Origin of the sequence: Staphylococcus sp. GDY8P120P (assembly GCF_017892065.1) — a bacterium.
Classification (GTDB): Bacteria; Bacillota; Bacilli; order Staphylococcales; family Staphylococcaceae; genus Staphylococcus; species Staphylococcus nepalensis.
This window is the reverse complement of record NZ_JAESKI010000008.1, coordinates 311,878-336,218: the sequence shown is the minus strand read 5'-3', so window position 1 is coordinate 336,218 and position 24,341 is coordinate 311,878. Positions and strand designations below refer to the sequence as shown.

Below are 24,341 nucleotides of genomic sequence, written 5' to 3'. Positions count from 1 at the left end.
CATATTGATTAAAGTGTACTCTAAAAAATATACCCTTAGAACTTACATTTTTTCTGTTCCTAAGGGTATATTTATTGTAAACTGTATTAAGACACGTAAATAGGAGTGTTAACGATGAATGTCTTTCAAATGAGAGATAAATTAAAAGATAGATTGAAACATCTAGACGTTAAGTTTAGTTTTAATCGTGATGACGAGACGCTACGAGTTTCTAGAAATGATAATGGTAAAGGTGTAACTGTTAAAATTTCAACTATCGTAGCTAAATATAAAGAGCAAAAAGAAAATATAGTAGACGAAATCGTTTATTACGTTGAAGAAGCTATCGAACAAATGAAAGGGGAGGCTTTATCCGATTCAGATCATATTGAGATAATGCCTGTGCTCAGATCACCGAGTTTTGATAAAAAAGACAAATCTGGAAATGCATTTGTTATTGATAAACATACTGCAGAAACTAATATTTACTATGCAGTGGACTTAGGTAAATCTTACCGACTATTAGATGAAACTATGTTAGATAAATTGAATCTCACTAAACAACAAGTGAAAGAAATGGCGTTATTTAACGTTAGAAAGCTTGAAAATAATTATAAAACGGATGAAGTTAAAGGAAATATTTTCTATTTTATTAATTCAAATGATGGTTATGATGCAAGTAGAATTCTAAATACTACTTTTTTAAATGAAATTCAAACTCAATGTGAAGGTGAAATGCTAGTAGCAGTACCACACCAGGATGTGTTAATCATAGCTGATATTCGTAATAAAACAGGTTATGATGTTATGGCTCATTTAACCATGGAATTTTTCACGAAAGGTTTAGTGCCAATTACTTCACTTTCTCTAGCTTATGACAAAGGACATTTTGAACCTATATTTATATTAGGTAAAAACAATAAACAAAAAAGAAATCCTAACGTAATACAAAGGTTAGAGGCGACTAGAAAAAAATATGAGAATAAAGATAAGAAATAAGGAGTCAGTATAAATGAATTTATTTTATAATAAAGAATCTGTGGGAGATGTAGCTTTTTTACAAATTGAACCCACAACTGGTGAATTTACGTATGAAACAAAAGGAAACGTAGTAGAAATTCATCAAGGTAATCAAGTTGTTGGATATAATATATTTGACGCTTCAAATGTATCTAGTATATCTGGAAATGGCCATGTTCAATTAAATGAAACATTAATTAATGAACTACAGCAAGCTATTAAAAATGCAGGGTTTTCATTTGAATTAGAGACAGATTTATCACCAAAATTGGTTGTAGGTTATGTGGCAAACAAAGAAAAGCATCCTAATGCTGATAAGTTAAGTGTATTAAATGTAGACGTAGCTACAGAAAAATTACAAATTGTGTGTGGCGCGCCTAACGTTGAAGCGGGACAAAAGGTTGTAGTCGCAAAAGTTGGTGCAGTAATGCCAAATGGCATGGTAATCAAAGATGCAGAACTTCGTGGCGTTGCTTCAAGTGGTATGATTTGCTCTATGAAAGAATTGAATTTGCCAAACGCACCACAAGAAAAAGGTATTATGGTCTTGTCTGATGATTATAAAGTAGGACAAGCATTTTTTGAAGAATAAAAGGAGGTAATGTCCGAATGAGCTGGTTCGACAAATTATTTGGAGACGAAAATGATCCTAATAAAGATTATCTAAATAAAAGAAACCAACGACGTCAAAAGAATATGCAACAAGAACATAAAGACACATTACTTCCTCAAAACAACGATGTTTATGAGAGACCGAAAGGGAAATTCAGATTTCCGATGCATGTTATAGAAGAAGAAAATAGATCTGATAGTGCTCATGAAGTATCGTCTGAAAAAGAAGCTAAAGATACTGAAAATATGTCTAACCATACATCATCATCTAACCAAAAACAACGAAGACGTAGACATATGTATAATGAAACAACTTCAGACGAGATGAAGCAGCCAGAAGCTTCTGAGCAATCAACGACACATGATGAAACGTACGATGAAACAAACAGTGAAACAAGAAGAGATAAGAGACAACATAATGGCAAGAGAACAAGAATCCAAACGGACGTTTTAGGCGTGAATGGAAAATCTTCAAAAAAACATGAACACTCTACGCCGCATTATCATAAAAGTGATTTTAAAGCGAGTGAAGTTCCTTCTGCTATTTTTGGTACTCAAAAGCCCCACCCTCTAGATAACGGGGTAATCAAACCCAAAAACAGCGAAGAAGACAATGAAATATTTAACAATGACAAAGATGTTCAAGAAGATAAAACATCAAGCCTTGAATCACAATATAACGAAGCTCAACAACAAAATGATGACGACCAGCTATATCAAGTTGATGATGAGCAACTATCTTCAATAGAAAACGAACCGCAGAACACGTCAGACCAGTATGAAGACACTACAGAATCAACGACGCAACCTCAAAAAAATAATACAATCAATATAGAAAACATTTATGCGTCTCAAATTGTAGAAGAAATTCGTAGAGAGCGTGAAAGAAAAGTACTTCAAAAACGTCAATTCAAGAAAGCTTTACAACAAAAACGTCAAGAAAATCAACAAAATGATGAAGATACAATTCAAAAAGCAATTGATGAAATGTATGCACAACAAGCCAAACATTATATTGGCGAAAGTTCGTTAGACGAAGAACAATCAAATGATATCTCGGATGTGGATGATTCTGAGGATATCTCTAGTGATAATTTGACTGAAAATAGTAGCCATAATGATCAAAATAACGCTTCAGAATTTAACTACCAAGAAATTGATTTAGATAACGTGAGTTCTGTACATAATATAGACAATAACCAAGTGTATGAGTCTTTAGATGAAACGGCCAATCCTACAGTTAATTTATCAGATGAACCAGAAATAACTGCAATGGATGTAAGCCAAGATGAAGCTGGTTCAGAAAATGAACAACAAAACACATCTTCTGAAGCAGAAAGCCATGTGCAACAAAACGCTTCAAATTTAACTGAAGTTGATGAAAATGTAGCAATTTCAGATGCAAGATACAGAGAATTATCTGAAGCTCAAAAAGATATGTCACAAAGTACAACTGATGTGGATAGTAAGCAAAATGAAGACGTTGAAAAAATGCCACAGACGCAAGATGAATTTTCAGATGATCCCTTTTCAACAAGTACAGCGCGTGACACTGACGATAATCAAAATAGTACATCTCTAACTGATGGATCATATTCAGAAAGCACACAAGATTCAAGTCAATTTAATTCAGAGGAGTATAATCTGTCAGATCAGGATATCAAAGCACCGTCTACAAAAGATAATGATATACAAACGACGAACAGTAGCCAAAATGAAGCGGATGATGCTCAAGTAACTGAATCTGTGCATGCCTTAAGTTCTAGTGAAAAATCAAGTCAACAAAGGAAAAAATCAGCCATAACAAAAGGCAGCAAACCGTTTAATGTGGTTATGACACCATCAGATAAAAAGCGTATGCTCGACGCTAAGAAAAAGCGCCATACAAATTACTCAAGTATGAGCCTTTGTGAAGACAACAAATACCAATCAGAAGACAATACGAATATAAAGGCACCGTCTAATACAGATAAATCATTGTCTTCACCTAAACAACAAGAAGATAATATATACTCAGATCAAAATGCCGAAGCACATTTTTATGATAACAATGAATCAACAATTTCAGATGCACAAGCGATATCATCTGATGGTCAAATACATCAAATCAAAGATGATGCTCAACAAAAAAGAGACACAGCATACTCAAACTCAAGCCAAAGTGCTACGCAATCTCAAAATTCAGATAACCAAGAAGCGTTATCACAAAATAAATCAACGACAGATGATACACAGTCTGTAAATCAAGTTGACGATGACGTAGATACCTACCAGGGGACTAAGACAGCGATAAGAAAAGGTCCAAATATCAACCTTCCAAGTATTGACTTACTTGAAGAACCTAAGGCGCATGAAAAAGATAACCAATGGATTGAAGAAAAGAAACATGAATTAAATGAAGCTTTTTATTACTTTAACGTGCCAGCTGAAGTTCAAACAGTTACAGAAGGACCAAGTGTAACGCGTTTTGAATTATCTGTAGAAAAAGGAGTAAAAGTTTCTAGAATTACCAATTTACAGGATGATATCAAAATGGCGTTAGCAGCCAAAGATATACGTATTGAAGCGCCTATCCCAGGTACAAGTTTAGTAGGCATTGAAGTGCCAAACCAATCATCTACACCTGTTAATTTACGTTCCATTATAGAAGACACTACATTTAAAAATGCAGAATCTAAATTAACAGTTGCTATGGGGCTTCGAATTAATAATGAACCACTCGTTATGGATATAGCTAAAACACCTCATGCATTAATTGCAGGCGCAACGGGTTCTGGTAAATCAGTATCTATTAACAGTATTTTAATGTCATTGTTGTATAAAAATCATCCTGAAGAGTTAAGATTATTACTCATTGATCCTAAGATGGTAGAATTGGCGCCATATAATGGGTTGCCTCATTTAGTGTCGCCTGTGATTACTGATGTTAAAGCTGCTACTCAAAGTTTAAAATGGGCAGTAGAAGAAATGGAACGTCGTTACAAAGTATTTGCTAAATACCATGTGAGAAATATTACTGCTTTTAATAAAAAAGCGAATTATGAAGATAGAATGCCCAAAATAGTAATCGTTATTGATGAACTAGCAGATTTAATGATGATGGCACCACAAGAAGTAGAACAATCCATTGCGCGTATTGCTCAAAAAGCACGTGCATGTGGTATTCATATGCTTGTGGCTACGCAAAGACCTTCTGTAAATGTAATTACTGGCTTAATCAAAGCGAATATACCAACACGTATTGCTTTTATGGTTTCTTCAAGCGTAGATTCTCGTACCATTCTAGATAGTGGGGGAGCAGAACGTTTGCTAGGTTATGGCGATATGCTTTATTTAGGCAGCGGTATGAACAAACCTATACGTGTGCAGGGAACGTTTGTATCTGATGAAGAAATTGATGAGGTCGTTGATTTTATTAAACAACAGCGAGACCCTGATTATCTTTTTGAAGAAAAAGAATTATTGAAAAAAGTAGAAAGCCAACCGCAAGACGATTTATTCGAGGATGTTTGTCGATTTATGTTACAAGAAGGTCATATTTCTACTTCATTAATACAAAGACATTTCCAAATAGGATACAATCGAGCCGCTAGAATTGTGGATCAACTAGAACAATTAGGTTATGTTTCAGGAGCAAATGGTTCAAAACCTAGAGATGTATACATCACAGAGTCTGATTTGAATGAGAATTAATATAGAGATAAAGGAGTGTTACAATGACACATTTTCATTTTGTCGGCATTAAAGGCGCCGGTATGAGTTCATTAGCACAAATTATGCATGATCTTGGTCATAAAGTACAAGGATCAGATATAAAAAATTATGTTTTTACAGAAATAGCATTAAAAAACAAAGGTATAGAAATTTTACCATTTGATGCAGATAATATAAAAGAAGATATGGTCATTGTTCAAGGTAACGCCTTTCCTGATACACACGAAGAGGTAATAAGAGCGCATGATTTAAATTTAAAAGTTATTCGTTACCATGATTTTTTAGGACATGTTATCAATCAATACACTTCAGTTGCAGTTACAGGTGCGCATGGCAAAACTTCTACTACTGGGCTGTTATCACATGTTATGAATGGAGACAAAAAAACCTCATTCTTAATTGGTGATGGTACAGGCTTAGGTATACCGGCGAGTGATTACTTTGCGTTTGAAGCATGTGAATACCGTAGACACTTTTTAAGTTATCATCCAGACTATGCAATAATGACTAATATTGATTTTGATCATCCGGATTATTTTAAAGATGTTGATGACGTATTCAATGCTTTTCAAGAAATGGCACGCAATGTAAAAAAAGCGATTATTGCTTGGGGTGATGATACGCATCTGCGCAAATTAAAAGCAGATGTACCTATTTATTATTACGGTTTTTCTGAAAATGACGATATTTATGCAGATAATATACAATTCAGTGAAAAAGGCACACAATTTGATGTCTATATCGATAAAGTGTATTATGATTCTTTTTTATCACCGCAATTTGGTGATCACAATATTTTAAATGCGTTAGCTGTAATAGCGATCAGTTATTTGGAAGGCTTAAATGTTGCTAACATTAAAGAAGCACTAGAAACCTTCGGCGGTGTTAAACGCAGATTTAACGAAACCAAAGTTGGCCAACAAGTATTAGTTGATGATTATGCACACCATCCGAGAGAAATTAGTGCTACAATTGAAACAGCACGAAAAAAATATCCTACCAAGGAAGTTATAGCTGTTTTCCAACCGCATACTTTTAGTCGAACGCAAGCCTTTTTAGAGGAATTTGCAGCGTGTTTAAGTCTTGCTGATAAAACATTTTTATGTGAAATTTTTGGTTCAATAAGAGAAAATAATGGGGATTTAACGATTCAAGACTTAGTTAAAAGGATTGAAGGCGCCACGCTTATTGATGAAAGCACTGTAAATGTTTTAGAAGATTATAGTAATGCAGTTATTTTATTTATGGGTGCGGGCGATATTCAAAAAATCCAGCGTGCATACATGGAAAATATTGGTGTAACTACCTCATTTTAATATGTTTATGTTAAAATGATGGGGGTATTTATATTAAATAACAACATATGTTTTTTAGGAGGCGTTTTTAATGGAATGGATTTTACCTATAGCTGGAATCGTTGCAGCGATTGCATTTTTAATTTTATGTATTGGTATCGTTGTCGTATTAGTTTCAGTTAAGAAAAATTTAGATCACGTTGCAAAAACACTTGATGGCGTGGAAGGACAAATTCAAGGGATTACACGTGAATCTACAGACTTACTTCATAAAGCAAATCGCTTAACTGAAGATATTCAAGATAAATCAGATCGTTTAAACTCTGTCGTTGATGCAGTTAAAGGCATCGGGGATTCAGTTCAAACATTAAATGGTTCTGTTGATCGAGTTACAAATTCAATTACGCACAACATTTCTCAAAACGAAGATAAAATTTCTCAAGTGGTACAATGGTCAAATGTGGCAATGGAAGTTGCTGACAAATGGCAAAATAGAAAAAATCGTAGAGAAAGTGCAAAATACAAAACAAGTAGTGTCGCAAATGACGCAGATCACAGCTACACTACACGTGTTGACCATTAATCATTTATATACTTAAAAAACAAATGCACTTAAATGAGGTATAAACTTATTTAAGTGCATTTGTTATAGGAGGCATTCAATTATGAAGTACTATAACCGAGATGATTATGAAAGAAATTTAGAAAGTTATGAAGTAGAAGACTATTTTACTTCTGGGGCTAGAAACGTATTTGTCTATGGATTTATTGTAGGTGCAGTTATAGGTTCAACTGTTGGATTAATTTCTATTAGTAAATCACGTCAAAGTGATACATCTGTTCCGAAAGCTAATCAAAAATTTAAGTCAAACTTAGTTGAACAAACTGAAAATGAAAAAGCAGCAGCAGAACGTCAAGTTGCACAAATAAAGGATACAACAACTACACACAATGAATTAGATGCACAAAAAGTTGCAATTCAACAAGAAACTTCTGATCATAATTTAGCAGACACATCACCTCAAGCACAGGAGGAAATGAGTAAGCAGCAATCCATGAATGCAGCAGAGCAATTAAGCCACATCAATGAGCAAGCAGAACCAACTGAGCGTGAAATAGAAGCTCAAAAAGATGCGGTAAAAGAAGAAGCAGAAGATCATAATTTATCAGACGCTTCTACGATTTCATCATCTAAGGAAACATCGCGTAATAGTATCATATCACCTAACAATTTAGCAACTGTTGCTAAAGAGAAAAAGAAAATATTAAATAACAACACTCAAGTTTCAAAAAACACATCTGAATTAATAGCTGAAGAAGGCGTAAAATCTAATCCAAATCGTATAGTGCCTAATTTAGTTACTAAAAAAGAGACAAAAAAAGATGAAGATAACCATATCAAAGCAGCTGTTGCCGGCACTGTGACTGCATCCGGTTTAGCTATAGCAGCAAGTCAAAAACGTGATGCAATAGCTAAAAATCCAAAAGTAGCTAAAAATACAGCTGACCTTTTAAAACCTGAAACTTTAACATCGAAAGTAAATAATAATGTACCTAATTTAGTTACTAAAAAAATAGATAACGCAGTAGAATCTAGCAATAAAGTAGAAAATTCTGCAGACAAAGCTAAACAAACTACCAAAAATGCTAAGCCTCAAGCTGCAGAACAACGCGTTAAACAAACACACAATAGCGTATCTTTTAAAGATGGAATTATTGTTCACGATGAAGCTGAAAAAGGTATAAGTAATGAAGCTAAAATCGCTGATAACACTTCTGATTCTCAAACAGAAAATGAAACACCAACGTATTCTAAAAATAGATTACAAAGTAAGAAAACTGAAAAAGCTAAAAGTAAAATTGACAAACGAACGTTTAATGATTAAATGCTTTTATCGTTATGGAAAATATATAGAGCGGGATAACAAAACCTTTTAATAAATTGGTTTTTGTCCCGCTTTTTTCTATAATGGGCTGCTGATTATTAGCAAAATTAGAGGCTTTTAATATAAGTTATCATATTATTTTTTAGATAAACCATTAAGCTATATATCTAATATGGAGAGATTTGATGCTCCTATCGCATACCAAAGTAATAGGTGATAGTATTGTTATACTAAACAATGAGTCATGCAAGCCATGAAACCAAAGTTGTAAGATTTTGATTAGCTACTTTTTAAATTTATAAAATAATTACAATACAATTTAAATATATGTTATCTTCAAATCGCAATAAACCGGCAGTGCATGACTTTTTGATAAACTGCTGCGCATATTGAGATAAACTGGAAAATACTTATGCTATTGTTATATTTTAACTTTTGTAAATTGATAAGAATAAGAAAAGTGTCGTCAAAGTGGTATTTTGGTGTTACTGTTATTGATTTATTATAACAAATAGTGAAATATATCACTATTTAAGCTTGGAATTATTAATTTTAAGATAAAATTTTGTAATAGTGTAAAATACAACTAGTAAATAACAGAAAATTCAGTTATTATAAGACTTATTCACTTTTAAAGTGACTTTTTTGATAATCATACTTGAACTTATAAACAGTTATTGTTAGAATTACGTTTAATAAATATTTTATCGCTTTAAAGCAGAATAAAATATCGATTTAAAATTTTCATAGAGGTGACTAAAATGACAGACAAATTACAAGAATACAGAGACGAAATTGTTGGAATTAATGAACAGATATTAGACCTTTTATCTAAAAGAGGTAAGATTGCTCAAAAAATTGGTGAAGAAAAACGTAAGCAAGGTACAATGGTTTACGACCCTCAACGCGAAAAAGAAATGATTAATCAACTTTTAGATAAAAATGAAGGTCCATTTAATGATAATGTGATCAAACAATTATTCAAAGAAATTTTTAAAGCCTCTACTGACTTACAAAAATCAGAGAATGAAAAACATTTATATGTATCTAGAAAATTAAAACCTGAAGATACAATTGTTCAATTTGATAATGGCGGCATTATTGGAGATGGCAATAAATCATTTGTATTTGGTCCATGTTCAGTAGAATCTCAAGAACAAGTAGATACGGTTGCTGCCAATTTACAAGCCAAAGGTGAGAAATTCATTAGAGGCGGTGCATTTAAACCACGCACATCACCTTATGATTTCCAAGGACTAGGTGAAGAAGGACTTAAAATACTTAAAAATACAAAAGATAAATATAATCTAAATGTAATAAGTGAAATTGTTAATCCTGCAGATTTTGAAGTTGCAGATCAATACTTAGATGTGTTCCAAATCGGAGCCCGTAACATGCAAAACTTTGAATTATTAAAAGAAGCTGGACGCTCTAAAAAACCAGTTCTTTTAAAACGTGGTTTAGCTGCTACGATTGAAGAATTTATTTTCGCAGCTGAATATATTGCTTCTCAAGGTAATGAAAATATCATTTTATGTGAGCGTGGTATCCGTACATATGAAAAAGCTACTAGAAATACATTAGATATTTCTGCTGTACCTGTTTTAAAACAAGGCACACACTTACCAGTATTAGTAGATGTAACGCATAGTACAGGGCGCAAAGATATTATGCTACCAACAGCAAAAGCAGGTTTAGCAGTAGGTGCAGATGGTATTATGGCAGAAGTTCATCCAGATCCTTCGGTAGCACTTAGTGATAGTGGTCAACAAATGGATTTAAATGAATTTGAAAACTTCTATAACGAAATTAAGCCGTTAGCTGATATGTATAATAATAAACAATTAAAATAAAATCACTGAATAGCTCCTATTTGTTCTCTATTTCTGTAGCGGACAGGTAGGAGTTTTTAATGTTGAATATAAACAGTATAAAAGAGCACGTTAATAATAGGAATTAATCAGGAAATTTATGGAGTTTTAAAATATTAACAAAAAATAGCTTTTTTCTATTAATATAAAATAAATTATCATGAAAATGACATAATTATGACATTCAAAACAAAATGATTTTACATTTACGAAAAATATGGTAAACTTTGAAAATGTTATGAAAACAGATTATAATAATAAAGAAATCGCTTTCAAGGAGGATGTTTATGACTGTTACAATATATGATGTAGCTAGAGAAGCTAGAGTATCTATGGCTACTGTTTCACGTGTCGTAAATGGTAACCAAAATGTAAAACCAGAAACACGAGATAAAGTAAATGAAGTTATTAAAAAATTAAATTACCGACCAAACGCAGTAGCAAGAGGTTTGGCAAGTAAACGTACAACAACGGTTGGCGTAATTATTCCAGATATTTCAAATGTATACTATTCCCAACTCGCACGTGGTTTAGAAGACATTGCTACAATGTATAAGTACCACTCTATTATTTCAAATTCGGATAATGACCCAAATAAAGAGAAAGAAATATTCAATAATCTATTAAGTAAACAAGTAGATGGTATTATTTTCTTAGGTGGTACAATTTCTGAAGAAATTAAGGAATTGATTAATAAATCATCTGTGCCAGTAGTTGTATCAGGAACTAATGGGAAAGATGAAGGTATTTCATCTGTTAATATTGATTTTCAAACTGCAGCAAAAGAAATTACAGAGCACTTAATTGAAAAAGGTGCAAAACGTTTTGCGTTCGTGGGTGGAGATTATTCTAAAAAAGCACAAGAAGATGTATTAGAAGGTCTAAAAGATGTATTATCAGCTAATCAACTTACATTAGATGATCAATTGATTTTTAATGGAAATGAAACTTATAAAGATGGATTGCGTGCATTTGAGGCATTAAAATCTGGGAAACCGGATGCGATATTGTCAATTAGTGATGAACAAGCTATTGGTTTAGTGCATGCAGCACAAGATGAGGGCGTAATAGTTCCTGAAGACTTACAAATTGTTAGTTTTAATAATACACGCTTAGTAGAAATGGTTAGACCACAATTATCAAGTGTGATTCAACCATTATATGATATAGGCGCAGTTGGTATGAGATTATTAACTAAATATATGAACGAAGAAGAGATTGAAGAACCTAATGTAATTTTACCTCATAGAATTGAATATAGAGGGACAACTAAATAATTTAAATAAACGAGGCTATGACGTGTTAATGTCATAGTCTCGTTTAGCTTATATGTGGTAGATGAATGGCATAATGATACAGGTATAGCAAATTTCTGTTTCCTTTTTATGTAGCATCTAATAAACTGTTAGAATTTATTTGAACCAGCTTAATACTTGTGTTGCGTGTTTCATATTTATAGCGCTTATTTCTTGTCGGCGAGGGATAATTTGGTAATCTAACTTTTCATCCTCCCAAGTATTTGGTAAATCACAAGTCGCGTATGGCGACCATTTTGACAACCATTTTTCTGGTAATTGACCATTTTGTTGATCTTCACCAATTAAAGCAAGAAAGACATGTGTCCAAGCACGAGGCACGACTTTCCATATATTATAACCTCCGCCACCAAACATGATGACCTTACCATCAGTGTATTTATCGGCCAATTGCTTAATTTTATAAGGTATCTCATAAAGTGCATCTAACGTACAGTTCATATGTGTGAGCGGATCTAAATAATGAATATCGACACCATGCACACTGACAATGATATCTGGTTTAAATGATGCAACCACAGGTTCCAGTGTTTGATTCAATACTTCAAGATATGAATCATCCTCAGTATAAGGTTCAAGCGGAATATTAACTGTATAGCCAAAGCCTTGCTCATTACCACGCTCTGTATAATGACCTGATCCAGGAAATAAAAATTTACCAGTTTCATGGATAGAATAAATGAGCGCTTGATCGTTCGTATAAAAACTCCATTGTGTTCCATCGCCATGATGCGCATCTGTATCCACACAAAGGACTCGTAAACAGTATTTCTTAATAAGGTAGGCGATTGTAATTGCAACATCATTATAAATACAAAAACCATTTGCGCGACCAGGTAAACTATGATGTAAGCCTCCGCCTAGATGACAACCATTGGTTATAGAACCATCCATGATTTTATCCACTAAATTTAATGCGCCGCCTACAATGCGTGCACTGTGTTTATGCATCATTCTAAACTGCAAAGTGTCCCTGCCATCTAAACCATATTTTTTAGCTTCAGAGTCATTTAAAATGCCATGAGAAGCACGTCTAATAGCTTGTATATAATCAAAACTATGAATTAAGCTGAGTTCATTATCTGTAGCTATGCGTGGTTGAATGATATGCTCTGGCTTTAAGTAACCTAAATCTTTTAATAATTCTGTTGTTAATTTTAATCTCATTTGATTAAATGGATGTTGATTACTAAATCGGTATTGTAATATTTCATTTGAATAAACATAACCAGTTTGTTGGGTATTGTTCATTTATTTTTTACTCCCCTTTAAAAGAAAAAGCGATTCATATATCGAATATCATCGAACGCTTGTAACTGCTCAATAGTAATGCGTGAGCCTATTCTTGCCATTAAACAATTGGCAGGATGGCTTGTGATTTCAGGATCATCTGTCGCAAAGATTTCTAGGCCCCCATAACCCATTAATTTTTGCATTAATTTTTTATATTCAAAAACATCAAGACCAGAATTTTTAAAATCCCAGTGCCAATAATATTCAGTAGTTAAAACAATGTAATCTTCATATTCATCTGCTGCTAAACTAATTTTAATTAGTTCGCTACCTAGATGTAAATGTCTATAGGGTAAACTGATTTCAATCGCACCTAATTCAATTAAATATGCAAGATTCCCACTAGACCATCGCTCTAATGGGTCTGGGTAATGATAAGTGACATAACCGACGATATGTTGATTATTTCGAAGTATAAAAATTCGTCCTTCTGCTAGCTCACTAATTTCTTTAACCGCTTCAAATTGATCTTCAGGTTGACGAAATGCAGTAAGTCCGTCATCAAATGTCATTGAGTCGAGGTGAATCCTTGACACTGGACCTTCAATAATAAATGTGCCTTTATCTAAATGAAAAGTCTGAGATTGATACGTTTTTATATGTTCCATTTTTTCACTCCAAACTACCGCAAATGAATATAGTATGCAATCTTTAATAATTATATTATAAGGGATATGAGCGTAAATTAACACGATATTGTACCCGTTTACACCGATTATTTTGAAAATTGCGATTTTATTAGTTATAATATTTTTTAAGCAAGCGATTTCATTAAGAGGGGGATTTACAATGAAAGTAGAAGTATATAAAGGGGAAGAAGGAAATTTCAACCTTCATAACTATGAAAAGCAATACAACAATTTCGATTGGAAAGAAGTTGAAAAAGCATTTTCATGGTATGACACAGGCAAAATAAATATGGCACATGAATGTATTGATCGCCATGTGGATGAAGGTAAAGGAGAAAAAGTAGCTTTACATTATAAAGATGATAAGCGACAAGAAAGTTTTACTTTCAATGAAATGAAATCAAAATCAAATAAAGCAGCAAATGTTTTAAAAGATAAAGGCAATGTTGAAAAAGGTGATCGTGTATTTATTTTTATGCCCAGAACACCTGAACTATATTTTGCATTATTTGGTATTTTGAAAATAGGTGCTATTGTCGGACCATTATTTGAAGCGTTTATGGAAAAAGCGGTTGGTGATCGTTTAGAAAATAGTGAGGCAAGCGTAATCGTCACTACAAATAATTTATTGCCAAGAATACCCAAAGACAAATTACCAAATTTAGAAAAAATTGTTGTTGTTGACGATGTTGTTCAGAGTGAATACGTAGACTTTAATAAAGAACTTGAAAAAGCGAGTGACCAATTTGATACAGAATGGCTAAATTTAGATGATGGACTCATCCTACATTATACTTCAGGATCAACTGGACAACCAAAAGGTGTATTACATGCACAAAGAGCTATGTTAGTTCATTATATTTCTGGTAAATATGTCCTTGATTTTAAAGATGATGATGTTTATTGGTGTACTGCAGATCCAGGTTGGGTAACTGGTACATCTTATGGCATATTCAGTCCTTGGTTGAATGGTATTACGAATTGCATCGCTGGAGGCAGATTCTCTCCAGAAGCTTGGTATAGTATGATAGAAGAATTTAAAGTGACAATATGGTATACAGCTCCAACAGCGTTAAGAATGTTAATGAGCGCCGGGGATGATATTGTTGAAAAATTTGATTTATCATCTTTAAAAAGTATTTTATCGGTTGGAGAACCGTTAAACCCAGAGGTGATTAAATGGGCAAAAGGCGTATTCGGTTTACGTGTTCTCGATACGTGGTGGATGACTGAAACAGGCGGGCATATGATTGTGAATTATCCGTCCATGGATGTGAAATTGGGCTCAATGGGCAAACCATTGCCTGGTGTTGAAGCGTCAATTATTGATGATCAGGGAAATGAATTACCAGCTAACCGTATGGGAAATCTTGCCATCAAGAAAGGTTGGCCATCTATGATGATTTCAATTTGGAATAACCCTGAAAAATACGACTCTTACTTTATAGGCGATTGGTATGTATCAGGGGATTCTGCTTATAAAGATGAAGATGGGTATTACTGGTTTCAAGGACGCGTTGACGATGTAATTATGACAGCGGGAGAACGTGTCGGCCCATTTGAAGTCGAATCTAAGTTAGTCGAACATGATGCAGTGGCTGAAGCAGGCGTGATAGGTAAACCTGATCCAGTTCGAGGAGAAATTATCAAAGCGTTTGTAGCTTTACGACCTGAATTTGAAGCAAGTGATGAATTGAAAGAGGAAATTCGTAAGTTCGTTAAGGAAGGTTTAGCAGCACATGCTGCGCCTCGTGAAATCGAGTTTAAAGACAAATTACCAAAAACACGTTCCGGTAAAATCATGCGTCGCGTGTTAAAAGCGTGGGAACTTGATTTACCAGAAGGCGACTTAAGTACAATGGAAGATTAATTATAGAAAAAACATAAAATAATTGTTTCAAATTTACTATTAACTTTAAAATGTGCTTTATTGATGAATTTTAAAATCTGCTTTTAAAATTTAGAAATGAAGCACGTTTTTATTGTAATAATACATTTAAAATGTTTTATTATCCATTATTGTAACAAAAGTAGCTTATAATTTTGAAAGCGCTATCTCTATTAATCGACAATACAACTTTATTTAGTTAATATGAATATGTAAGGAATTTTGAATCACAGCATGAAATTTTACTTTTTTCATATGTGGTTAAAATTTATAAAAGAAGGGGCGAATACATTTGGCACATTTATCAGACTTAGATATTGCTAATCAATCAACACTACAACCAATTGGGGATATTGCTGAAAAAGTAGGTATTCCTACCAATGCTTTAGAACCATACGGACATTACAAAGCTAAGATTGATATCAACCAAGTTAAACAAAAAGATGATAAAGGGAAAGTAGTGTTAGTAACTGCTATGAGTCCAACACCTGCAGGTGAAGGTAAATCAACAGTTACAGTTGGTTTATCTGACGCTTTTAATCAATTAAAGAAAAATGTAATGGTTGCTTTGCGTGAACCTGCGTTAGGGCCTACATTTGGTATTAAAGGCGGCGCAACTGGTGGCGGTTATGCTCAAGTGCTGCCAATGGAAGATATTAATTTACACTTTAACGGTGACTTCCATGCTATTACAACAGCAAACAACGCGTTATCAGCATTTATTGACAACCATATTCATCAAGGAAATGAATTAGGTATTGATCAAAGACGTATTGAATGGAAACGCGTCTTAGACATGAATGATCGCGCTTTAAGAAATGTCATCGTAGGATTAGGTGGGCCAACACAAGGTGTGCCCCGTGAAGATGGGTTCAACATTACAGTAGCTTCTGAAATTATGGCTATTTTATGCTTAGCTAACGATATTAATGACTTAAAAGCTAAAATCAGTAATATTACAATTGGTTATACAAGAGATCGTAAGCCAGTTACAGTAGCAGATTTAAAAGTTGAAGGCGCTTTAGCAATGATACTAAAAGATGCAATTAAACCTAATTTAGTCCAAACAATCGAAGGTACACCAGCATTAGTACATGGTGGGCCGTTTGCAAATATTGCGCATGGCTGTAACTCAATTCTTGCAACACAAACAGCAAGAGAATTGGCTGATATCGTCGTAACAGAAGCTGGTTTTGGATCAGACTTAGGTGCTGAAAAATTCATCAATATTAAAGCACGTGAAGCAGGATTCGAACCCTCGGCAGTTGTGGTTGTTGCTACTATCCGTGCGCTTAAAATGCATGGCGGCGTTGCAAAAGACAATCTTAAAGAAGAAAACGTGGATGCATTGAAAAAAGGTATCGTAAACTTAGAACGCCACGTAAACAATGTAAAAAAATACGGTTTAGAACCGGTTGTTGCATTGAACGCATTTGTTCACGACACAGATGAAGAAACGAAGTTTGTACAAGAATGGGCGAAAGAAAATGGCGTCCGTCTTGCTTTAACTGAGGTTTGGGAAAAAGGTGGCCAAGGCGGTCTCGATTTAGCTAATGAAGTATTAGAAGTGATTAACCAACCACAAAATTTCAAACATTTATATGAACTAGACCAACCACTTGAAGATAAAATTGAAACGATTGTAAAAGAAATTTATGGTGGCAGCAAAGTAACGTTTAGCAGTAAAGCACAAAAACAATTAAAACAATTTAAAGAAAATGGTTGGGATAATTATCCTGTATGTATGGCTAAAACACAATATTCATTCTCTGACGATGCATCATTATTAGGTGCACCAGAAGGATTTGAAATTACAATTCGCGAGCTAGAAGCTAAAACAGGTGCAGGATTTATCGTAGCACTAACTGGTGCGATTATGACAATGCCTGGATTGCCTAAGAAACCAGCTGCATTAAATATGGACGTTACTGATGATGGTCACGCAGTAGGTCTATTCTAATTTAGTGATTATAACATAAAACAACCGAGGCACAGTGGCGCCTCGGTTGTTTTATGTTGTAGATATTTATAGTCTTATTTCTAGTTATCGAAATCTTGTCAAGCTAACAAAATCATATTGAAAATATGATTGCTTTGTTGTTTTTTTTACTTTGTCATTAATCGAGATTTAATATCGTAACGTTCCGCACGAACATAATCATATTGTGTAATTTTGTTTTCTACTAGCATGCGTTTTAATACGTAATGTTGTCTATTTAAGCCGATTTGAATTTGATGATTAGGTTTAAGTGATCCATCTTCATTATAAGGCGTGTAGTAGTAAGGACTTTGCAGTAGACCAATGATATACGCAGATTCAGCAATATTTAGATCTTCTGCTGGTTTGCCGAATAAACTGAAAGAAGCTGATCCTATACCTGAAATGTTTAACCCATTATAATCACGACCAAATGGAACAATATTCAAATATGTGTACAATATCTCATCTTTAGTTAAAATTTTTTCAGCACGCATGGAAAGTACAAGCTCATTTGCTTTACGATTATAAGTTTTTTGATTTGTAAGTATTTGATTTTTAACAAGTTGCTGTGTGATTGTACTGCCACCTGTAGCATCGCTAGAATTGAATATATCTTGTCCTATAGCTCGTAAAACAGCTTTTGGTAAAATGCCATTATGTCGAAAAAATAAACTGTCTTCTGAGGCTGTTAAAGCTTTGATCACATTGTTGTTAACATGTTTTGGGCCAACGATGAGCGAATTCATAGAATTATTATACTCTACGAGTAGGTTATCGCTGTTATAATTGATTGCTTCATTTCCAGAAATAACTAATAGCTTGGACTTTAATTCAGCATCTGACATATGGGTAGCTTCTTTGGTTAAACTTTGAAAGTAAAATACAGATATGGCAAGTAAAATAAGCAAAGTGCAACCAAATATGGAAAATAAACCTACGAAAAAATGTTTGAGTTTTTTATAAATAAATTCAAATTGATTTAGTTTTATATGTTGTTTATTTTCTTCAATGTGGCTCTCATATGCATGATTTTTCATCGTGGACCTCCTTATTTAAACAATATTATATCATAATATATAGAGTTGACTTTTAAATTAGAGTTAATTATAATAAATACAATTCGATATCGTTTTTGGATAGAGGAGAAGTAATATAATGTATCATCTACAGAGAGTTAGTGGTTGCTGTGAACTAGCGTTGGTCCTTATATGAATACACCTTTTGATAAGTAATTATCCAAACGTTTTAGTTAATGAACGTATCATTAATAGAGTTGTTTGACTTAAAGTATGGTGGTACCGTGCGTTTGCGCCCTTACAAAAAATGTAAGGGCGCTTTTTTGTGTTCTCTAAAATTACGCGGTTAAAATTTTAAGTGATGCAAATGAATTCTATTCAAAACTTTATCATAATTAAATTAGGAGGCGAATGCAATGACAAATACGTTAATTGAAGATTTAAAATGGAGAGGTTTGATTTATCAACAAACGGATGAAACGGGTATTGAAAACTTACTAAATAAAGAGCAGGTCACACTGTATTGTGGGGCTGATCCAACAGCAGACAGTTTACACATTGGCCATTTATTGCCGTTCTTGACTTTACGTCGTTTTCAAGAGCATGGTCATCGTCCGCTCGTATTAATTGGTGGCGGAACAGGAATGATTGGTGATCCTTCAGGTAAATCAGAAGAAAGAAAATTACAAACAGAAGATCAAGTTGAATTAAATGTGCAAGGCATAAGTGAACAAATGCATAAAATTTTTGAATTTGGTACAGATAAAGGTGCAAAATTAGTTAATAACAAAGATTGGCTTGGCCAAATATCATTAATAGATTTTTTAAGAGATTATGGTAAACACGTGGGTGTCAACTATATGTTAGGTAAAGATTCTATCCAAACGCGTCTAGAACATGGTATTTCATTTACTGAATTTACTTACACTATCTTACAAGCGATTGATTTCGGGCATCTTAATAAAACGTATAATTGTAGGATTCAAGTAGGTGGTTCAGACCAATGGGGTAACATCACAAGTGGTATAGAATTGATGCGTCGTATGTATGGAGAAACTGAAGCGTTTGGACTTACAATTCCATTAGTAGTTAAATCTGATGGTAAGAAATTTGGTAAAACTGAAGGTGGCGCAATATGGTTAGATGCCGATAAGACAAGCCCTTACGAATTTTATCAATTTTGGATTAATACTACAGATGCAGATGTTATTAAATTCTTAAAATACTTTACGTTTTTAAGTAAAGAAGCTATAGATACACTAGAAACTTCATTGAATGAGGCACCTCATTTACGTGAAGCTCAAAAAGCATTAGCTGAAAATGTTACTAGATTCATTCATGGCCAAGCAGCATTAGATGATGCCATCAGGATTTCTCAAGCTTTATTCTCAGGTGATTTGAAATCACTTTCAGCTAGAGAATTAAAAGAAGGCTTTAAAGATGTGCCTCAAGTCGAATTAGATCATCAAACGACGAACATCGTGGAAGCAATTGTGGAAACAGGCATTGCTTCTTCTAAAAGACAAGCACGTGAAGATGTAAATAATGGTGCTATTTATATTAACGGAGAAAGACAACAAGATTTAAATTTTGAATTGTCAAATGAAGATAAAATCGAGAATGAATTTACTATTGTACGTAGAGGCAAGAAAAAATACTTTATGGTTAGTTATAAATAAGTGTGAAAGTTGAACATACCATCGTTTATAAAAAGTAACACGTTCAGCAATACAAAAATACGTCGTGCTGTTTCTAATAATAGTTACTAAGCGTAGAAGTCGTCTATATCAGTATATATTGGTTTCAGAAGTTTGATATATAGGTGTAATAAAAATATTGAAATATGGCTTTATGCTTAGGGCGTATTTTATTATCTGAACACAGTTATAAAATACAATAAAGGCACCAAATCATATTTATGATTTGGTGCCTTTAAGTATTTATAACACTCATTTAATTAAAAGGAACGGCTTGTTCTTTTAATGTTACATCAACAGTTTGTGTTTCACCTTTTCTTTCTACAGTTAATTTAACTGTATCTCCAGGTTTTTTATGTTCATATAGATAAGAGCGTAAATCTGTATCCTCTTTTACTTCTTCATCATCAATTTTAGTGATAATATCTCCTTCTTTTAGATCATTATCAGCGTATACTTTTGCTACATAAATACCATCTTTTCTATCAGTATTTAATTGCTTTTTATACTCATCAGGAATTTCGCTTAAATTAAGTAAACCGATACCGATTGAAGGGCGATCAATTTTGCCATTCTTAACTAATTCTTTAATAGTCACTTTGACTTCATTACTTGGAATAGCAAAACCAATGCCTTCGACTTGTTCGTTCGCTATTTTCATTGAATTAATACCAACTAAATTACCATTTAAATCAACCAATGCCCCGCCTGAGTTACCAGGGTTAATTGCTGCATCTGTTTGTAGTACGTTTACCTTATTAGCACCAGCTGAAGTTTGTGTGTCGATTGTTCGTTCGCTAGCTGAAATAATACCAGACGTCACAGAGTTTGCAAATTCTAAGCCAAGCGGGTTGCCCATAGCGAATACGCTGTCACCAGTTTTTACCTTGGAAGAATTAGCAAATTCTACCGCTTTTGTACCTTTCGTTTCATTTATTTTCAATACTGCAATATCCGTAAGTGCATCTTTGCCAATTAGTTTAGCATCGACTTGCTTAGAATTATGTAATTGAACTTTAATTTCACTTGCACCATCAATGACATGGTTATTTGTAACGATATAAGCTGAGCCGTTATTTTTTTGATAAATTACACCAGATCCAACGCCAGCTTCTTCTGATTTACCTGTTTTACCTTTAAGCAAATCGTCTAAATTTTGAGCTTTTTGCATATTAATTACACCTACAATGGCGGGGGATACATCAGTAATCATTTGATTTACCGAATCGTATTTCTCGCTTTTTCCATCTAAGGAATTACCAGCGCTACTACTATCACTTGTTTCCTTTACTGATGACCCATTATCGTCTAATACTGTACTTTCCATAAATTTCCCCACACCTAAGACAATCAGTGCACCAAGAATACCTGCTACAAGTGCGACGAGTACAGTTTTAAACCATGGGAATTTGGGTTTTGATCGTTTACTATAGTTGGGTTGTGTGTATTTTGATATTTCTTCATCAGGTTGTTTTTTATTTGAGTTCTGATCATTATTAAATTCTGACATATTATACCTCCGATTCATTCTTTATAACCTATTATGAAAGGTTTACTCAACTTTTTCTAGTATATCATTATACTACTTTAGACTGAAATATAAATTACCTTGTCCATTGATGTTCTAAATGATAGAATCAATAGGGTAATATAAGGCTAAATAAGTAGGTGAAAAAATGTATAGATTTGTTAGCGGTTTATTAAATTTTATTTTACGCAAAATATGTAAATCATTAGAAGTGCAAGGAAAAGAGCATATTCCACAATTACATCGTTATGTCGTAACTTGTACACATGAAAGTTATAATGAAGTTATTATGCTTGGCATGGCTATTTATCCAAATCAAATCCATTATATGGCTAAAAAAGAACTTTTCTATAATAAATGGTTTGGTAGATTTTTGAGTTCGCTTAATGCATTTCCAGTAGATAGAGATAATCCTGGACCAAGTACATTAAAAAAACCAATTAAATTATTAAAAGAAAATAAAACAGTTGGAATTTTTCCGACAGGGCATCGTATGAAATACGATGAAGGCGCGCCAATGAAACGCGGTGCAGTAACGATAGCGTTAATGGCACAAGCACCTATTTTACCAGCAGCATATGTAGGGCCTAAAGAAATCAAAGGATTAGTTACTGGTAAATCAATTATAAGATTTGGTGAACCAATTGAAACAAAAAATTTACCAAAAGACATGAAACGTAATGAAAAATTAGAATATTTAACTAAAGAATTAGAAAAAAGAACAATACAATTACAAGATGATTTAAATGAGTATGTAACACATAATAAGTAAATTTTACTCATTTTTTTAACTATTGAATCATAATATATATACGAAATTAATATAACTTGTGTTATTATGAAAATGTACAATAACAACAAGTATAACGCTTTCATTTCACCACGTGGACAAATTGTACATGTGGTGATTTTTTGGGTGAATTTATTGTGAAATGGGGAATAATTATGTATAGTTTCTTTCAACGTTTGGGAAGATCTCTTATGCTGCCTGTTGCCGTATTACCAGCAGCCGCAATTATTGTAGGTATAGGGAATGCCTTAACTGCAATTGGTATATGGCCGACTGTAGCTGCTTTTTTCTCGACAGCAGGGTCTACGATTCTTGAACAATTAGGTATTTTATTTGCAATCGGTGTAGCATTAGGGATGGCTAAGAAAAATGATGGGGCTGTGGCACTTGCAGCGGCGGTTGGTTTCTTCTTGACCACAGTCGTACTTAGTCCTGAAAAATTAGCACCATTATTAGGTGTGAAACAGTCATCTTTGAATGACGCATTTGAACAAATGAACAATCAAAACGTGTTAATTGGTCTAGTTATTGGTTTAGTCGCAGCTTATACTTATAATAAATTTAGTAAGACAGAGTTGCCGGCAGCATTGTCATTCTTTAGTGGTAAACGGTTAGTACCAATCATGACCGCATTTTTTAGTATTTTTATAGCGGTTATTATGTTATTTGTTTGGCCCGTTGTATACTCAGCAATCGTTACGTTTGGGACATGGATACTGGATTTAGGTCCAGGTGGCGCATTTTTATATGGTTTTTTCAACCGTTTATTAATTCCAACAGGATTACACCACGCATTAAATGCAGTATTCTGGTTTGATTTAGCAGGCATTAATGATATTGCAAAATTCCAAACGGGTGATGGCGCAATAAAAGGTATAACAGGTCGATATATGGCTGGTTTCTTCCCAGTAATGATGTTTGGGGTTCCAGCAGCAGCGCTAGCAATGTATCATACTGCAGAAACGAAACAGAAGAAACGTGTATATGGTTTAATGTTTGCTGGTGCACTTTCAGCATTTATCGTGGGTGTTACTGAACCAATTGAATTTTCATTTATGTTTGTAGCACCTATACTATTTGTTATTCATGCATTATTAACAGGATTGTCATTATTTATTGCCGCTTTGTTCCATTGGACAGCAGGATTTTCATTTAGTGCGGGATTAATTGATTTCATATTGTCTCTAATTAATCCAGTTGCAAACCATCCGATGATGTTAATAGTACAAGGTATCGTATTCTTTATCATTTACTATGTTGTATTTAGGTTAGCAATAAAATGGTTGAAACTGAGTACACCTGGCCGTGGAGATAACTTGTTACCTGATCCTACATCTGATGAAGCAACAACTGGTGATACAGCTCAAGATGGAGATGGTACAGAAAGTACACCATCAACAAGCAAATATGCGCAAACAGCCAGCCAAATCTTAGAAGGCTTAGGCGGTAAAGAAAATATTACTTCTTTAACAAATTGTGCTACACGTTTACGTATGGAACTTAATGACAACAGCGTGATTGATGAAACTAAGATTAAGGGTGCAGGCGCAGTAGGCGTTACAAAAAGTGGTGAACATAATACGCAAGTTATTATTGGCACACACGTACAACAGGTTGCTGATGAAATAGAAACTCAAATGGAAAATAACAACTCGTAAGTATATTTTAATGTAGTATAAAATAATGTTTTAAGAACGTAATATCACGCATAAAAATAAACGAATTTTTATAATTTCGTTTCATTTCTATGCGTGATTTTTTGTTGTAAGTATAAAGTTTGTTTGCCGTATATTATTATCAAAAATACATTGCTCTTTTAACATGTA

At 33.6% G+C, this 24,341-nt stretch carries 17 protein-coding genes; 13 read left to right on the top strand and 4 right to left on the bottom strand.

Going from position 1 to position 24,341, the window contains the following annotated elements:
* The first annotated feature begins 114 nt into the window (after window positions 1–114).
* The 8 genes from KA900_RS07710 to ccpA all read left to right on the top strand — a co-directional run bounded on the left by KA900_RS07710 (window position 115) and on the right by ccpA (window position 11,654).
* Window positions 115–978 carry a DUF1444 domain-containing protein gene (locus tag KA900_RS07710; protein ID WP_107644123.1) on the top strand — a complete coding sequence of 288 codons (864 nt, stop codon included), beginning with the start codon at window positions 115–117 and terminating at the stop codon, window positions 976–978.
* Window positions 979–991: 13 nt separating this feature from the next.
* The gene (gene ytpR / locus KA900_RS07705; RefSeq protein ID WP_096809132.1) at window positions 992–1,591 is read left to right on the top strand and encodes a YtpR family tRNA-binding protein; all 600 of its coding nucleotides are present in this window, start codon (window positions 992–994) and stop codon (window positions 1,589–1,591) included.
* 17 nt (window positions 1,592–1,608) lie between these two features.
* The gene (locus tag KA900_RS07700; RefSeq protein ID WP_210139417.1) at window positions 1,609–5,304 is read left to right on the top strand and encodes a DNA translocase FtsK; all 3,696 of its coding nucleotides are present in this window, start codon (window positions 1,609–1,611) and stop codon (window positions 5,302–5,304) included.
* Window positions 5,305–5,327: 23 nt separating this feature from the next.
* On the top strand, window positions 5,328–6,641 hold the full coding sequence (gene murC, locus KA900_RS07695; RefSeq protein WP_108909278.1) for a UDP-N-acetylmuramate--L-alanine ligase: 1,314 nt from the start codon (window positions 5,328–5,330) through the stop codon (window positions 6,639–6,641).
* 70 nt (window positions 6,642–6,711) lie between these two features.
* Complete coding sequence (locus KA900_RS07690; RefSeq protein ID WP_096809138.1) at window positions 6,712–7,203, top strand: DUF948 domain-containing protein; 492 nt, start codon at window positions 6,712–6,714, stop codon at window positions 7,201–7,203.
* Window positions 7,204–7,285: 82 nt separating this feature from the next.
* A complete protein-coding gene (locus KA900_RS07685; RefSeq protein ID WP_115342103.1) occupies window positions 7,286–8,506 on the top strand; it encodes a hypothetical protein in 1,221 nt (406 codons plus the stop codon).
* Window positions 8,507–9,267: 761 nt separating this feature from the next.
* Window positions 9,268–10,359 (top strand): bifunctional 3-deoxy-7-phosphoheptulonate synthase/chorismate mutase, encoded by a 1,092-nt coding sequence (locus KA900_RS07680; RefSeq protein ID WP_096809142.1) that lies wholly within the window; start codon window positions 9,268–9,270, stop codon window positions 10,357–10,359.
* 305 nt (window positions 10,360–10,664) lie between these two features.
* Window positions 10,665–11,654 (top strand): catabolite control protein A, encoded by a 990-nt coding sequence (gene ccpA, locus KA900_RS07675; protein WP_103373533.1) that lies wholly within the window; start codon window positions 10,665–10,667, stop codon window positions 11,652–11,654.
* A gap of 135 nt (window positions 11,655–11,789) precedes the next feature.
* Here the strand turns inward: ccpA and KA900_RS07670 are convergent, their stop codons facing one another.
* On the bottom strand, window positions 11,790–12,944 hold the full coding sequence (locus tag KA900_RS07670; RefSeq protein WP_096809145.1) for an acetoin utilization protein AcuC: 1,155 nt from the start codon (window positions 12,942–12,944) through the stop codon (window positions 11,790–11,792).
* Window positions 12,945–12,961: 17 nt separating this feature from the next.
* The gene (locus KA900_RS07665; protein WP_096823783.1) at window positions 12,962–13,594 is read right to left on the bottom strand and encodes an N-acetyltransferase; all 633 of its coding nucleotides are present in this window, start codon (window positions 13,592–13,594) and stop codon (window positions 12,962–12,964) included.
* Between the two features lie 181 nt (window positions 13,595–13,775).
* On the opposite strand from KA900_RS07665, the gene acsA reads away from it, so the two are divergent.
* Both acsA and KA900_RS07655 read left to right on the top strand, forming a co-directional pair.
* The gene (gene acsA, locus KA900_RS07660; RefSeq protein ID WP_115342104.1) at window positions 13,776–15,485 is read left to right on the top strand and encodes an acetate--CoA ligase; all 1,710 of its coding nucleotides are present in this window, start codon (window positions 13,776–13,778) and stop codon (window positions 15,483–15,485) included.
* A 310-nt stretch (window positions 15,486–15,795) separates the two neighbouring features.
* Complete coding sequence (locus tag KA900_RS07655; protein WP_096809150.1) at window positions 15,796–17,463, top strand: formate--tetrahydrofolate ligase; 1,668 nt, start codon at window positions 15,796–15,798, stop codon at window positions 17,461–17,463.
* A 146-nt stretch (window positions 17,464–17,609) separates the two neighbouring features.
* Here the strand turns inward: KA900_RS07655 and KA900_RS07650 are convergent, their stop codons facing one another.
* Window positions 17,610–18,521, bottom strand: a complete 912-nt coding sequence (locus tag KA900_RS07650; protein ID WP_108909282.1) for a biosynthetic peptidoglycan transglycosylase — start codon at window positions 18,519–18,521, stop codon at window positions 17,610–17,612.
* A gap of 395 nt (window positions 18,522–18,916) precedes the next feature.
* Here KA900_RS07650 and tyrS point away from each other — a divergent pair, with 395 nt between their 5' ends.
* Window positions 18,917–20,179, top strand: a complete 1,263-nt coding sequence (gene tyrS, locus KA900_RS07645; RefSeq protein ID WP_115342105.1) for a tyrosine--tRNA ligase — start codon at window positions 18,917–18,919, stop codon at window positions 20,177–20,179.
* A 274-nt stretch (window positions 20,180–20,453) separates the two neighbouring features.
* On the opposite strand, the gene KA900_RS07640 is transcribed toward tyrS, so the two are convergent.
* Window positions 20,454–21,707, bottom strand: coding sequence for a S1C family serine protease (locus KA900_RS07640; protein WP_210139416.1), 1,254 nt, complete (start codon window positions 21,705–21,707; stop codon window positions 20,454–20,456).
* A 166-nt stretch (window positions 21,708–21,873) separates the two neighbouring features.
* On the opposite strand from KA900_RS07640, the gene KA900_RS07635 reads away from it, so the two are divergent.
* Both KA900_RS07635 and nagE read left to right on the top strand, forming a co-directional pair.
* Window positions 21,874–22,497: a lysophospholipid acyltransferase family protein gene (locus tag KA900_RS07635; RefSeq protein WP_096809159.1), complete on the top strand. Its 624-nt coding sequence runs from the start codon at window positions 21,874–21,876 to the stop codon at window positions 22,495–22,497.
* A gap of 173 nt (window positions 22,498–22,670) precedes the next feature.
* Window positions 22,671–24,173, top strand: coding sequence for an N-acetylglucosamine-specific PTS transporter subunit IIBC (nagE, locus tag KA900_RS07630; RefSeq protein ID WP_115342106.1), 1,503 nt, complete (start codon window positions 22,671–22,673; stop codon window positions 24,171–24,173).
* The last annotated feature ends 168 nt before the right edge of the window (window positions 24,174–24,341 follow it).

Bases quoted from the DNA above. Each gene is read 5' to 3' on its own strand.
- KA900_RS07710 (WP_107644123.1), top strand. From the start codon at position 115: ATGAATGTCTTTCAAATGAGAGATAAATTAAAAGATAGATTGAAACAT.
- ytpR (WP_096809132.1), top strand. From the start codon at position 992: ATGAATTTATTTTATAATAAAGAATCTGTGGGAGATGTAGCTTTTTTA.
- KA900_RS07700 (WP_210139417.1), top strand. From the start codon at position 1,609: ATGAGCTGGTTCGACAAATTATTTGGAGACGAAAATGATCCTAATAAA.
- murC (WP_108909278.1), top strand. From the start codon at position 5,328: ATGACACATTTTCATTTTGTCGGCATTAAAGGCGCCGGTATGAGTTCA.
- KA900_RS07690 (WP_096809138.1), top strand. From the start codon at position 6,712: ATGGAATGGATTTTACCTATAGCTGGAATCGTTGCAGCGATTGCATTT.
- KA900_RS07685 (WP_115342103.1), top strand. From the start codon at position 7,286: ATGAAGTACTATAACCGAGATGATTATGAAAGAAATTTAGAAAGTTAT.
- KA900_RS07680 (WP_096809142.1), top strand. From the start codon at position 9,268: ATGACAGACAAATTACAAGAATACAGAGACGAAATTGTTGGAATTAAT.
- ccpA (WP_103373533.1), top strand. From the start codon at position 10,665: ATGACTGTTACAATATATGATGTAGCTAGAGAAGCTAGAGTATCTATG.
- KA900_RS07670 (WP_096809145.1), bottom strand. From the start codon at position 12,944: ATGAACAATACCCAACAAACTGGTTATGTTTATTCAAATGAAATATTA.
- KA900_RS07665 (WP_096823783.1), bottom strand. From the start codon at position 13,594: ATGGAACATATAAAAACGTATCAATCTCAGACTTTTCATTTAGATAAA.
- acsA (WP_115342104.1), top strand. From the start codon at position 13,776: ATGAAAGTAGAAGTATATAAAGGGGAAGAAGGAAATTTCAACCTTCAT.
- KA900_RS07650 (WP_108909282.1), bottom strand. From the start codon at position 18,521: ATGAAAAATCATGCATATGAGAGCCACATTGAAGAAAATAAACAACAT.
- tyrS (WP_115342105.1), top strand. From the start codon at position 18,917: ATGACAAATACGTTAATTGAAGATTTAAAATGGAGAGGTTTGATTTAT.
- KA900_RS07640 (WP_210139416.1), bottom strand. From the start codon at position 21,707: ATGTCAGAATTTAATAATGATCAGAACTCAAATAAAAAACAACCTGAT.
- KA900_RS07635 (WP_096809159.1), top strand. From the start codon at position 21,874: ATGTATAGATTTGTTAGCGGTTTATTAAATTTTATTTTACGCAAAATA.
- nagE (WP_115342106.1), top strand. From the start codon at position 22,671: ATGTATAGTTTCTTTCAACGTTTGGGAAGATCTCTTATGCTGCCTGTT.